12 protein-coding genes are annotated in these 13,304 nt (G+C 35.4%); all 12 read left to right on the forward strand.

Annotated elements, in window-relative coordinates; genetic code table 11:
* Positions 1-1,119 precede the first annotated feature (1,119 nt).
* The 12 genes from ACT3CD_RS16980 (at position 1,120) to ACT3CD_RS17035 (ending at position 13,145) form a co-directional block, all read left to right on the forward strand.
* Positions 1,120-1,704, forward strand: a complete 585-nt coding sequence (locus tag ACT3CD_RS16980) for a hypothetical protein (RefSeq protein WP_444646860.1) — start codon at positions 1,120-1,122, stop codon at positions 1,702-1,704.
* A 268-nt stretch (positions 1,705-1,972) separates the two neighbouring features.
* Complete coding sequence (locus ACT3CD_RS16985; RefSeq protein ID WP_444646861.1) at positions 1,973-3,850, forward strand: mucoidy inhibitor MuiA family protein; 1,878 nt, start codon at positions 1,973-1,975, stop codon at positions 3,848-3,850.
* A gap of 267 nt (positions 3,851-4,117) precedes the next feature.
* A complete protein-coding gene (locus ACT3CD_RS16990; RefSeq protein WP_444646862.1) occupies positions 4,118-6,361 on the forward strand; it encodes a peptidase U32 family protein in 2,244 nt (747 codons plus the stop codon).
* Between the two features lie 339 nt (positions 6,362-6,700).
* Entirely contained in the window at positions 6,701-7,264 is a 564-nt protein-coding gene (locus ACT3CD_RS16995; RefSeq protein ID WP_444646863.1) for a TetR/AcrR family transcriptional regulator, read from the forward strand.
* Positions 7,265-7,329: 65 nt separating this feature from the next.
* The gene (locus tag ACT3CD_RS17000) at positions 7,330-7,770 is read left to right on the forward strand and encodes a hypothetical protein (protein WP_444646864.1); all 441 of its coding nucleotides are present in this window, start codon (positions 7,330-7,332) and stop codon (positions 7,768-7,770) included.
* Positions 7,767-8,330, forward strand: a complete 564-nt coding sequence (locus ACT3CD_RS17005; protein WP_444646865.1) for a carboxymuconolactone decarboxylase family protein — start codon at positions 7,767-7,769, stop codon at positions 8,328-8,330. The genes ACT3CD_RS17000 and ACT3CD_RS17005 overlap by 4 nt, the downstream gene beginning before the upstream one ends.
* 438 nt (positions 8,331-8,768) lie before the next feature.
* Positions 8,769-9,320: a peroxiredoxin family protein gene (locus ACT3CD_RS17010; RefSeq protein WP_444646866.1), complete on the forward strand. Its 552-nt coding sequence runs from the start codon at positions 8,769-8,771 to the stop codon at positions 9,318-9,320.
* A complete protein-coding gene (locus tag ACT3CD_RS17015) occupies positions 9,321-9,995 on the forward strand; it encodes a cytochrome c biogenesis CcdA family protein (protein WP_444646867.1) in 675 nt (224 codons plus the stop codon). It abuts the gene before it with no gap.
* 308 nt (positions 9,996-10,303) lie between these two features.
* The gene (locus tag ACT3CD_RS17020) at positions 10,304-11,104 is read left to right on the forward strand and encodes a haloacid dehalogenase type II (protein ID WP_444646868.1); all 801 of its coding nucleotides are present in this window, start codon (positions 10,304-10,306) and stop codon (positions 11,102-11,104) included.
* 22 nt (positions 11,105-11,126) lie between these two features.
* Entirely contained in the window at positions 11,127-11,528 is a 402-nt protein-coding gene (locus ACT3CD_RS17025) for a DoxX family protein (RefSeq protein ID WP_444646869.1), read from the forward strand.
* 10 nt (positions 11,529-11,538) lie between these two features.
* Entirely contained in the window at positions 11,539-12,537 is a 999-nt protein-coding gene (locus ACT3CD_RS17030) for an alpha/beta fold hydrolase (protein WP_444646870.1), read from the forward strand.
* Between the two features lie 383 nt (positions 12,538-12,920).
* Positions 12,921-13,145: a hypothetical protein gene (locus ACT3CD_RS17035; RefSeq protein ID WP_444646871.1), complete on the forward strand. Its 225-nt coding sequence runs from the start codon at positions 12,921-12,923 to the stop codon at positions 13,143-13,145.
* Positions 13,146-13,304 lie beyond the last annotated feature (159 nt).

A 13,304-nucleotide genomic window follows, 5' to 3' on the forward strand; every position in this document is an offset into this window, starting at 1 on the left:
TGAGACTACTGTCTCAAGGTGTATGAGACTACTGTCTCAAGGTGTATGAGACTACTGTCTCAAGGCGTATGAGACTACTGTCTCAAGGTATATGAGACTACTGTCTCAAGGTGTATGAGCTGAAAATGGGGGAACTCTGTGAATCCTGGACTTTTGGGCGTTGACGAAGTAATCGCTGTTTGCGGGAAATCCTGACTCTGTCCGATAAGTTTACTGGCTGTTGCTGGGGACGAATAAACATTGCATCTTCAGCTTTTTAACGCGCGTATTCGACTTTCATTTATATGGATATAATTTGTTTTTTGTAATAGCCCATTTTGAAACATTAGCTGATGTTTTAAAATGCCATACGTGATAATTTTTTTACACGTGGTTTTGTGAGCCGTTCGAATAGGGCGTTTGAGGGGCGGGGGGGACTCATCCCAATAAAGAGATTGCATTAACGAATACTTGATTGTTTTGCACATTATAAAAGCGAGAGTAACGAAATAAATGGTATTCCCTTGTTGACACGATATCGCTTTAAGTCCAAATACTCAAGTTCTTTCTCCGCAGAAGCCAATTTTCTTACTTTTTGTACCGCCGTTTTAATTAAATAATTCGCTCATTTTAATTATTTGTTTTGACAACCATTAATTTTCAGTAATTTAGATGGTCGCTTTTAAAAATTACCGGAAGACTGTGTGAAGTTTGTGGTGATGTTTTGGTGTGGGTGATGCTTTTATATGATTTTATAAAAAAGAGATAATTACGTTTATATATTATGAATTATAATAATTGGATGCGGGTGTTCTGCCGCATTGAGAGAAAGATTTTGCAACCGAATAAAATTGAGATTTATTGAAGACTAAAAAGAAAATTTACAATGACCGAAAAGGACGAGATTATATAAAGGAGACCTATTTCGTTGGTGATAAAATGAAAATCAGAAAAGTCTATGTGATAGATCGAATTTCTGCAGAAGCGTATTATGAGAAAAATACAACTGATATTGACCATTTCTTGAATGGTGATTATTGGTTAATAAGTTAGGAAAAGGATTCAAGTGGCGGGTCAAATAATCAAGAGCCTGACTTGTCGAATAATAAAAGTGAAAATTTATTATTTGAAATTTAATAAATGAGAAAAATGAAACGGACATTCCTACCATTAGCATTCCTACTGATTTTTTTGATAATCGTTGGATTGCAAAGTTGTACATATGATTGTCCAGCATTTCCGGAATCTGAAACAATATGGATTCCGCATCAAAAAGGTGACGTTTTAAAATATTTTTCGGATTCAGACACTATGGATTTTGAGGTCATTGAAAGTTTTAAGTCTGGGCCTGATGATTTTAAAGGATTTATGATTATGGATTACGAGTGTGATTATGAGGGCTATTACTTAACTAATGAGAACAATGACGGAATTAAGATTAAAGAACGAATTACAGCATTTTCAGGAATGGAGGTTGAATTCTCGGACGTTGACAATTATAAATTCTCGTTATATCTCGACGACTTTGAAACGGATGACTTTAAAGTAAAATATTTTGTTGACACAGTAATAAATGCTATTGAATTTCAAGATGTCTTTAAGGTTTATAAGAAAAATTCAAATTCTGATTGTCGCATTGATTGGATTATAAAGGCAAATAATGAAGGTGTGATTCAATATCACGATAAAACGACAGATAAGATTTGGACTAAAATTATTGACTGATTGGATTGATGATAAACAACGATGGCAAAACACGCGGTAAGTGCTAAATTTGAACAATATGACATTTATTAAACGGCTTAGCAGACTGATACAAAAGTACTTTGAAATTCGCAATGATTTCTTACTGCCATCCGTTGCCACCAATATTAAGAAACCTACTGCTAAAATGATAACTATATGAAACGAGCCATGGGAATTATTTCACACATAGGAGTATGATTAATTCAGGTGAGTTCCATGTGGCAAAAATCAAACAAAATACAAACACATGAAAGCAATAAATATCTTATTATTAAGCCTGATTTGCAGCAACGTATTCTCACAAGAAATTTTAGAAAAAGAGATTAAAACCGATGTAAATGAAGTAACAGTATTTCTTGATGGAGCACAAGTTCTTCGAAAAAAGACGGTTGATTTAAAAAAAGGTAAGACAATAATCAAATTTGTTAATTTATCTCCGTTTATAGATGCCAAAAGTGTTCAGGTAAAAGCTGAAGGGGAATTAACTGTTTTGGCTGTAAATCATCAGCAAAATTTTTTGGATAAATTAGAAAAATCTGTTGAATTGATTGATTTAGAAAAACAGCTTGAAATTATTGATGATAAAATAGAATTGGAAAATACTTATTTGTCAATAATTAAGGAGGAACTTACATTTTTGCAAGAGAATAGAGATATTGGTGGAAAAAATGAGCAAGTGAGCATAATTAATCTTCAACAAACAGCTGAATTTTATAGTAGTAAATTGACTTCCTTGAAAATGAAAGAAATAGAGAGAACTAAAACTCTCAAAGCTTTAAACGTAGAAAAGAATGATTTGCATAATCAAATAAAAACCTTGACGAGTAAGAAAGAATACCCAACGGGCGAAATTTTAGTTAAAGTAGATGCAAAACAAACCAATCAATATTCATTGGAATTAACATATTTGGTTAGAAACGTAGGATGGTTTCCATCCTATGATATCCGGGCAAAAAATGTAAATGAACCAGTGCAATTGATTTATAAGGCAAATGTTAAACAAGACACAAAAGTTGATTGGTCAAATGTAAAACTAAAATTCTCCTCTGCAGACCCAAATATTTCGGGCGTTGCACCCGAACTACAAACGTATTTTTTAAATTATAATACTTTACCTCCAACATATAAACTGACTGCAAATAGTGTAAGAGGTAAAGTCGTTGATGGTAACGGAGAACCTTTACCAGGAGCCAACGTGATTGTTCAGGGCACGACCATTGGAACAGTAACAGATTTAGAAGGGAATTATTCAATTACAATTCCGAATAATTCAAGCCAGTTGACATATTCTTTTATAGGTTTTAATTCAACGACTTTACCAATTACAAATTCTATCATGAATGTTGCCCTCGAAGAAAATGAAATGGAACTTCAAGAAGTTGTTGTATCTGGATACGGCACAAAGAACAATGTCTCAGAAGCCTTACAAGGCAGAATGGCCGGTGTTGATATTTACAAATCAAAAAAAATAAGAGGGGCGAGTAGTCTGGCAATACCAACTGCACGGGTTGAGAATCAGACAACGGTTGATTTTGAAATTAATACACCATATACAGTTAAATCGGACAATAAAAATTATACGGTTGATATGGAGGTATATAACTTACCAGCTTTTTATCAATATTATTGTGTGCCTAAGGTCGATAAAGATGCTTTTTTAATAGCTAATATTATCGATTGGGAGAAATACAATTTATTAGAAGGTGAGGCAAATGTCTTTTTTGAGGATACTTTTGTAGGTAAAACGCTTCTTGATGTACGCTACGCCTCTGATACACTAGAGATTTCGTTGGGGCGTGATAAAAAAGTGTCTGTAAATCGTGAAAAAATAAAAGATTTCACTGATAAACAATTTATTGGAAACAAAAAAGAAGAAACCCGGGCATGGAAAACAACTGTTAGAAACAATAAAAATCAAGTGATTAACATGATAATCCTTGACCAGGTCCCGGTTTCCACAATTATGGAGATTGAGGTTAATGTTCAAAATAAATCGGGAGCAAGACAAAATTCAGAGACTGGAGAAATAAAATGGGAATTTGAGTTGAAACCAAATGATAAAAAGGTTTTAGAATTAAAATATTCGGTTAAATATCCAAAATATAGAAATTTGATTGTGGAATAAAAATTATGCCCAATATATAGAAGTATGAGGAATCGTCACGCCCCTGCAATTATCCTATGTGGGGACACATTCCGATAGGACTACAACTGGATATTCTGGACTTACTGTCGTCTTTTTATGTTTTTGAAAGGAATGCCATGCTTGCATTGTGTAGTTTTTAATTTTTTTGAGAGAAAAGTGATCGTTGTAACGTAAAAATTCTCACATTTTATAAATAAATCCGACCTTGCAGTGATTTTGTCCCATATAAAATAAAGCAAGATTTATTTGAAAAGAGAAATAGAACTACTGGCCCCCGGGGGTGATGTTGATGCCATTAAAGCGGCCGTTGCTGCAGGGGCAAATGCGGTGTATTGCGGTCTGGATAGGTTCAATGCGCGCAATCGTGCCACCAATATTTCTTTTGAAACGTTGCAAGGCATTTTACGTTTGGCACATGAAAATAATTGTCAGGTTTTTGTTACCCTTAATATCCTTTTTGTCAATAATGAGATGCCTGCCCTGGTGACTTTGCTCAATAAATTGGTAAACACTTCCATTGATGGTGTAATTGTGCAGGATTTGGGTTTGTTTTATCTCCTGAGTCGCTATTTTAAAAGTCTTAAGATTCACGCCTCCACACAAGTGACGACCCATAATCAAGGGCAAGTTTTGTTTTTGAGTCGCTTAAAAGCCACGCGCGTGAATTTATCACGCGAACTCAACCTTACAGAAATCACTGAGCTAAGCAATATTGCTCATCAACACGAGATGTTATGCGAGGTATTTGTTCATGGCTCCAATTGTCTCTCTTTCTCGGGACTTTGTTATATGAGTTCAGCCCTGGGAGGAAATTCCGGCAATAGAGGACGGTGCAGTCAGCCTTGTCGCAATGCCTACCAAACAACTTCTGTAAAAAAGGATTTTCCGCTCAACCTAAAAGACAATTCGGCCTATTTTGATATTAAAGAATTGGCGCTTGCCGGAGTTGATTCATTCAAAATAGAAGGGCGGATTAAGCAATTTCATTATGTTTATACGGTGGTAAACAGTTGGCGAAAGCAGTTACAGCATTTCTATTTAAATGAGGAGATGGACCGGGATAATAGTTCGCTATACAAAGTTTTTAACCGCGATTTTACCAATTCTTATTTAAAAGGAAGGATGGGTAAAGATCTGTTTATCGATCAACCCCGCAACCATGCAGCTTTGCATTTGGCTCAGCGTTTTGGTGCTGTCAATGAGTCGGGTTTAGACAAAGCCCAGCGGCTATTGGATATGGAAAAGGCCGAAGGTGAGCAATCTGTCAGAAAAATAATAGATGGCCTGAGCATCAATAAAGTGCCCATACAGATTGAAGTGTCGGGTAGGGTAGGAGCGCCTTTGAAATTAACCATTAAAACGCCCGAAAATATTTTTGTGGTGACTTCAGAAGGAGTGCTGAAGACTAAGGGTACCGAAGCACTCAGCAAAGAGCTCTTACTACATCGATTAAAAGCCTTAAATGAAACAAACTTTTTTGTGCACCAATTAATTGTTGATGATCTTGCCGCAGGTGTTTTTATTCCTTTTAAGGAGTTGGTCGTTATTAAAAACAAAATAATGCAGGTGTTGAGTGGAATAGATAAAATGATTGCCCCCACCGTATTGTCCAAAATTCCCATGGCAAGGCATGCGCCTGTAAAAACAGCTCTACTGGTTTTAATTTCTTCGGTAGATGAGGTGCAGGAATGCGAAAACAGATCAGCTCGTATCTATTTTAAATTGCCAGGTGGGTTAAAAGACCGTTATGACGAGTTATTGGAAATATTTATCAAACACCCAAAATTGATTCCCTGGTTTCCGGCTGTAATCATTGGCGATGATTATACCGCTGCAATTCAATTACTAAAAGCATTGCAAATACAAAATATAGTTACAAACAACACAGGTGTTGCTTTTGAAGCCGATCAGATGGGTTTGAAATGGATCGCCGGGCCATATTTGAATCTGACGAATTCGTATAGCTTGCTATGTTTAAAGGAACAGTTTAATTGCAGCGGAGCTTTTTTGTCCAATGAGCTAAGCAAGGTTCAGCTTAAGGGCATAAAAAAGCCTGCCGGTTTTCAAATTTACTATAGCATATATCATCCTATGGTTTTAATGACCAGCCGTGCCTGTTTGTTTCATCAGGTGAGTGGTTGCGATAAAAAAACGATGGATGCATTGTGTCTTGGTAGTTGTAAAAAGGAGGCTTCGATTACTAATTTAAAGCAGCAACATTTTTATCTCGATAAATCAAAAGGTAATTACAATACATTACTCAATGAAGTACACTATTTGAATACCGATTTAATTTTTGATTTCCCCAATCAATTTGCCGGTGTATTAATTGATTTGACTCCGGTGCACACTCAAACAAATGCGCCAATGGATAAGGGATATACCATCCGTTTATTCGAAAATATTCTGAATATGGATGTGGATGCAGTGAATCAATTGCATAAAAATATTTATCCTACTACCCATCTGCAATACGTAAAGGGGTTTTAGAGGTGGAAGATTAATAGAGACCCTCAATATACCACCACTTCCATTTAAATATTCGCGATTATCGTTCAATTTTTTCAGTAAGTGTCAACGAAGGCGACGTTTGTAGTTTGTCTAATGACCGGTAAAGGCAATATTTTTCAGTTTATTTGTATTTTGTCAGGACTTTCGTGGTGGCTAAAATTAGAATAACCTCGTTCTGGGCATAACCTTCCGGTTTGCTTAATTATTCTGGGTTACAACCTTCCGTAGATCAATAAATTAATTGATTTTTAAAAATAAAGGTAATAATATTAGGTTGTTTCTAACCGATTGTTTAGTTTTGCATCGTAATTAAAAGCAATGGCAAGGAAAAAGGAATATAACGAAGATGTAGTCGTTGAAAAAGCGATGAACCTGTTTTGGCGAAATGGGTATGAAGCGACATCAATGCAAATGCTTGAAAAGGAAATGGGGATTAACAAGTTTTCGATATATTCAAGTTTTGGAAACAAGCATGGTTTATTTCTCGAATGTTTAAAAAGTTACGAAAAGAAAGTCAATTCCATTTTTGAACAATTTAAAAATTCAAATAATGGCGTAGATGATATTAAAGACTTTTTTTATAATTCAGTCCGAATTTGCAATGTGGATGGAAATGAAAAAGGCTGTTTACTTACTAATACTTACAATGAATTTTCAGACAAAGAAGATGAACCAATTAATGAACAAATAAATTCTTTTATGGATAATCTGAAAGAGTTGTTCATTGAAAAATTAAAAATGAATTCTGAGAAGGATGAAGAGACTGTATTAAAACAGGCAAACTATTTATTAATAGCAAAGCACGGTTTGGCAGCAGCTTCAAGAGTAAATAGTAACCAGGAAATAGAAGATTATATCGAAATGATCTTCAGGAATTTATAAGCATTTTTTTTAACCTTAAACTAAACGAATGTTTAGTTATTTAATTATTAATAGACAATCCAATCATGAACAAAATATTATTTGTCACCAACCTTTTAATGGGAAGTGTTTTATCGCGATTTGCCATTTCAAAATTAACCGGTTGGGAAATTTCAGTAAAGGCCTTTATAGAGATGGCCGAACCTTTGGGCATTGATCCTACTTTTTTTAGAGTATCAACAGGAGTTTTTATTTCGGTTGCAGTATTGGGCTATTTAGCAACAGCTATATTTAGTTTAACAAAAAACAAGCCTTCAATATTTAATATTCCATTTACTAAATGGGCAACATTAACTAACCTGTTTGGCTTACTAACGATGTTAGGTGCACTCACGGCAGAATTTTCATTAAGAGTTAATCCAAAATGGATGCTGGTATACATTGCCATAGGAATAGTCGTTCTTTCAACAACAAACATTTTCATTTTAAATAAGCAAAAACAAATCACTAAAAACGAAGCATTATGACAACATTAAAAATTCACAACATAGAAACGGCACCAGAAGCCAGCAAGATTTTATTAGAGCAGTCTTTTAAAGCAAACGGAATGATACCCGGATTACACGGAGTTTTAGCAGGGTCACCCGGGTTATTAGAGGCTTATCAGACTCTGCACGAACTCTTCACCCAATCTTCCTTCAATAAAGAAGAATTGACTGTGGTTTGGCAAACGATCAATGTAGAGCACGAATGTCATTATTGTGTGCCTGCTCATACCGGTATTGCAAATATGATGAAAGTAGATGCATCATTGAGTGATGCATTGAGAAATAGAACTGCAATGCCCACTGAGAAATTGCAAGTCTTACACGATTTTACTTTAAAGGTGGTACGTAATCGTGGACACGTTACTCAGGAAGATTTAGATACTTTTTATGACGCAGGATATGGTGAAAGACAAGTTTTGGAGGTTATTTTAGGTTTGTCACAGAAAGTGATCAGTAATTATACCAATCATATTGCCAACACGCCTGTAGATGCACCTTTCCAAAAATTTGCCTGGTCTGAAGAAAATGTGGAAGCTTAAATCCACAAGCAGGTTGGAACGGTGGGTGGTAACAATATTTTCATTTTTAGTTATTTACAGATTGAAAACAATTGGGGCATACCTTTGAACAGAGTTCACAAAGAATAGCTGCATCTGATACGGCATGTATTAAATTTAGGTAAAACAAAAGCTTGACTTTTAGTTGTTAATGTCGTAATCTGAGCAAGAAAACCGATGACAATTTAAGACGACGTAAAATAAAAAAGTTGCCAAAAGTTGACGGAATATTATAACACGCACATTGTAAGTAATTAGTGTCAGAAATAAAACTCAGGTGATTGATAATAAATATTCAAATTCAAGGCTTGCGAAGTCCTGAAAATGTGAGTTTACTATGGTAAATAATCATTTTGAGGATAAGCAAAACGCAGAAGTTGGACTTTTTTTGCAAGCACTATTAATTTAAAATAAACAATTATGTATAAAAGATTTAGATTAAGCACCTTTTTAGTAATAGTAGTATTACTTTTTTCGGCTTGTAACTTCTGTAAATCTTCTGATAAAAAAGCAGAAGTAACAGAGATGGAGATAAACAAGGCAAACAGCGACTTAAAGAAAGCACCGCAATTTGAGGTCGTTACTATCGATGACCAAACAATAAGTTTAAAACAATCGCTGGCCGATCAAAAACCAATGATTGTTTATTTCACCGCATCCTGGTGTCCTATGTGTGCACAAAACTGGCCGGCTATTTCAGAAGTTTATCCCGAATATAAGGATAGGGTAAATTTTGTAGCTATAAGTATTGACCCCACAGATGATGATCAAGTGATGACGAAACTTGCAAAAGAAAAGAATATTAATTTCCCGTTAGTTAAAGGCACTCCAAAGGTAATGATAGATTTTGGCGTGAAGACTCAGGCCACTACCGTTGGAATTAACAAAGCGGGATATGTCGCATTTCAAAAAGATAAAGCAGTACTCACAGCAGATGAATATCGTGAACTTTTTGAGCAATTACTTAAATAAATGGAGTTTATCGAATTTTCGTTTTTACAGGGCGTATTGGCGTTTTTAGCTCCCTGTGCTGTGGCTCTGTTGCCCGGTTACATTCTCGCTTTTATTTCGCGAAATCCAAACAGCGGTTTACAAATCTCTGCCCGTTTGGGCAGAGGTTTGAAGCTGGCGTTACTTAGTATATTGGGAATCCTTCTTATTTATAGCATCGCTGGCGCAATGATTATTCTTGCGGGTCAGTTTTTAAAAGATTATATGAAATGGATTACGATTACTATGGGCGTCGTATTAATAGTTCTGGGAATTCGTATGCTCATGGGGAAAAACGTTTCCTTTTCATTTCATATCGAGAAGTCAAATCCTAAAACAGAGGCGATTGAAGCCTTCTTTTTTGGAATTGGTTATGCGACTGGTGCCCTGGGTTGTCTTTTTCCTCTCTTTTTAATTGTAGCGACGCAGGCCATGGCGGCAGAGACAATATGGGAAGGCACTTCGTATATCTTGGCCTATTTTTCCGGAATGAGTGGTATGATGATTTTAACCATACTTCTGGCCATTTTTGCCAAAGATTTCCTGTTAAAAAATTTAAGGAAGATACTTCCATATATGGAAAAGGTTACCGCTGTACTGCTAATTATAGCGGGCGTGTACGTAATCTATTATCAAATGGCGCTATTCTCATTTTAATATTGAATAGCCATGGTTCATTATTTCACCTTAGAAGTATCAGAACCTGTTTAAATATAATAAGGTAAGCTCACCTTAAACGTTAGGCTTATCTTATGCCTGCAAGCATATTCAAGCACTTAGTTTACAGATAGGCTCTATTTAGCGCCAGTCTATAAACTAAGTGTCTGAACTATAAAGTTCAAATTCAAGGCTTGCGAAGTCATAAAAATCAAGGCGTTTACTTTTCGTAAATGACTGTTTTTATGACAAGCGTAACGCAGAAGTTGGACTTTATAGACAGACTCTATTTAAATTAAAAAGCAATTATGAGTAATTCAAGGAGAAAATTTATAAAGAGTATTGGAATTATGGGAGCATCCGGAATTATAATACCCGGTACCATGTATGGTGCTGAAAATGAAGACAAAATTATTTTAAAGGAAATGGAAAGACCGAAAATACTATTTTTTGATGTCAACGAAACCCTTTTGGATTTAACTCAAATGAAAGCGCAAGTTGGAGAAGCATTAAATGGAAGAGGTGATTTACTTTCTCTGTGGTTTACGACAATGCTTCAGTATTCTTTAGTTACTTCTGCAAGTGGTCAATATGAACATTTTGGAAATATTGGAGCAGCCGCCCTCCAGATGGTTGGTGCTAATAATAATATAGATATTAAAGAAGATAAGGCACGTGAGGTTATCGTAAATGCTTTACGTGGTTTACCTGCTCACCCTGAAGTTAAAGGTGCGTTGGCACAATTAAAAGAAAAGGGATACAAACTGGTGTCATTTACAAATTCGTCCAACGAGGGTGTTAAGCAACAATTTGAAAGTGCTGGTTTAACCGACTATTTCGACGAACGATTAAGCATCGAAGAATTTGGAAAGTTCAAACCATTCAGAGAGACTTATGACTGGGGAGCCAGAAAAATGGGAATTAAACCAAACGAAGCCATGTTAATTGCTGCTCATGGATGGGATATTGCCGGAGCACTCTGGACCGGTTGGAGAGGTGCGTTTATTAGTAGACCGGGTGCTCAATTATATCCCCTTGCCCCAAAACCGGAGATCAATGAAAGCAATCTGAAATTAGTAGCTAACAGATTGGTTTCTTTAAAATCATAAATACTAGCTCAAGTCATACAACATGAGATTACCTGATTTAAATAATAAAACGCTCGCCATACATTTATTACGTATCTCTTTTGGCATAAACTACTTTTTTCATGGCGTAGTACGAATACCAAATTTAGATAAGTTTGTTACAGGGATGCAAAACACTTTTCAAGATTCTTTATTACCCGGTTTCCTCGTAACACCCTTGGCATATGCTATTCCGTTTGCCGAAATCATGATTGGTCTACTATTGCTCCTAAATAAATTTACCAGAGAAACACTTGTAGCCACTTTTGTGCTGATGAATATTTTGGTAATAGGAAGCTCTTTTGCTCAAAAATGGGATCTTGTCGGATTGCAGTCTACTTATATTGGCTTTCTGTTTTTACTGCTTTATTTTATGAATGACAATCAAAATTCACTTAAAAAATAAAACATAAGAAATGAAAAAAATCATACTAATAGTATTTGTCACTTTAACAATAAACGGGGCATTTGCGCAAACCGAAAATTTACAATGGTTAGATATTGAGTTGTCTAATTATGAATATCCTTATTCTGTTGCAACACTCAGCTTAAAAATACAGGAGCAGGATTTAAAAATGGCTTATATGGATGTTAAGCCAACGAATTATAACGGTAAAAATATTGTGCTTTTTCACGGAAAAAATTTTAATGGTGCCTATTGGAAAACCACCATTGAGGCCTTAACAAATGAAGGTTTTCGTGTAATAGTACCCGATCAGATCGGTTTTGGGAAATCGTCTAAACCACAACATTTTCATTACACATTTCAGCAATTGGCACAAAACACCAAAACACTATTAGATACTTTAAAGGTTGAAAAAACAGCTGTTTTAGGACATTCTATGGGCGGAATGTTAGCGACCCGGTTCGCTTTAATGTATCCTGATATTACCGAAAAATTGATTTTAGAAAACCCAATTGGTCTTGAAGACTGGAAATTAAAAGTGCCGTACAAACCTGTGGAATGGTGGTATAAAAATGAACTTAAGAAAAGCTACGAAGGCATAAAGAAATATCAATTAGTTAATTATTATGATAATAAATGGAAACCCGAATACGATCAATGGGTAAACTTACTGGCCGGTTGGACACTCAATTCAGACTATAAAACCATAGCCTGGAATAATGCCTTGACCTATGATATGATTTTTACGCAACCTGTGGTATATGAGTTTAAAAACATTCAAGTCCCAACATTACTTATCATTGGTACCCGCGACCGAACTGCTTTAGGCAAGCCTTTGGTTACCGAAGACGTACGAAAAACAATGGGATTGTATGGCGAATTGGGAAAGAAAACACAAAAGGCAATACCTGATTCGGAATTAGTGGAAATAGAAAACGTTGGACATTTACCACATATCGAGAAATTCGAAAGCTTTATTAAACCATTAATAAAATTTTTGGAAAAATAATGGTTGCCATTATAAATATACATTGGTGTCCGGTAAAAATTTAGAGAAATGATTAAAACCCGGCTCCAATGTGAGAGTCAGATATTTTAGGAAATTACTTGCAGCGGCGGCATTTTAATATTATTGAATTTTGCTACGTTCGGCATTGTTGCAAACAAGTTTGCACACTGCACTCACTAAACGCAAAATTTAATGTTATTGAATTTTGCTACGTTCGGCATTGTTGCAAACAAGTTTGCACATTACACTCACTAAACGCAAAATTTGTAAATAGTCATTTACAACAACTCACATTTTTCAGGGTTCGTAAACCTCCAAAATGAAGTTTTATCTAATCTGACACCAGTTTTTTTGCAAGCACTATAGACATCCAATACGATCCCTTGCGAAAAGTCTATTATATCGAATACTATGACCAATCAGAAGTGCACAATCGTTTGCCGGAGGTATTTGATATTTTAAATGTATTCAATCTCAGTAGTAATCTGTTTCCCTCGGTTTATTTTGAGAAGCGTAAACCCGCAGGAACTGAGAATATTTATGGTTTAGGATATGCCATAAAGAATAATTTTATCACCAAATTTGATTACCAGAAGTTTTATGAATAGAATTGCACTCTTTTATTTAATCTAAATGGTATACTTTTGGATTGAAACTCTGGTATACTTCTCAATTGAAATAAACAGCGGAGAGGTTCGCAAGTCAGGAAATGAGGTTCGCAAGTCAGGAAATGAGGTTCGCAAGTCAGGAAATGAGGTTCGCAAGTC

Origin of the sequence: Geofilum sp. OHC36d9, assembly GCF_052400685.1 — a bacterium.
In the GTDB taxonomy this organism is placed as follows: domain Bacteria; phylum Bacteroidota; class Bacteroidia; order Bacteroidales; family Marinilabiliaceae; genus CAZHHH01.

Bases quoted from the DNA above. Each gene is read 5' to 3' on its own strand.
- ACT3CD_RS16980 (WP_444646860.1), top strand. From the start codon at position 1,120: ATGAGAAAAATGAAACGGACATTCCTACCATTAGCATTCCTACTGATT.
- ACT3CD_RS16985 (WP_444646861.1), top strand. From the start codon at position 1,973: ATGAAAGCAATAAATATCTTATTATTAAGCCTGATTTGCAGCAACGTA.
- ACT3CD_RS16995 (WP_444646863.1), top strand. From the start codon at position 6,701: ATGGCAAGGAAAAAGGAATATAACGAAGATGTAGTCGTTGAAAAAGCG.
- ACT3CD_RS17000 (WP_444646864.1), top strand. From the start codon at position 7,330: ATGAACAAAATATTATTTGTCACCAACCTTTTAATGGGAAGTGTTTTA.
- ACT3CD_RS17005 (WP_444646865.1), top strand. From the start codon at position 7,767: ATGACAACATTAAAAATTCACAACATAGAAACGGCACCAGAAGCCAGC.
- ACT3CD_RS17010 (WP_444646866.1), top strand. From the start codon at position 8,769: ATGTATAAAAGATTTAGATTAAGCACCTTTTTAGTAATAGTAGTATTA.
- ACT3CD_RS17015 (WP_444646867.1), top strand. From the start codon at position 9,321: ATGGAGTTTATCGAATTTTCGTTTTTACAGGGCGTATTGGCGTTTTTA.
- ACT3CD_RS17020 (WP_444646868.1), top strand. From the start codon at position 10,304: ATGAGTAATTCAAGGAGAAAATTTATAAAGAGTATTGGAATTATGGGA.
- ACT3CD_RS17025 (WP_444646869.1), top strand. From the start codon at position 11,127: ATGAGATTACCTGATTTAAATAATAAAACGCTCGCCATACATTTATTA.
- ACT3CD_RS17030 (WP_444646870.1), top strand. From the start codon at position 11,539: ATGAAAAAAATCATACTAATAGTATTTGTCACTTTAACAATAAACGGG.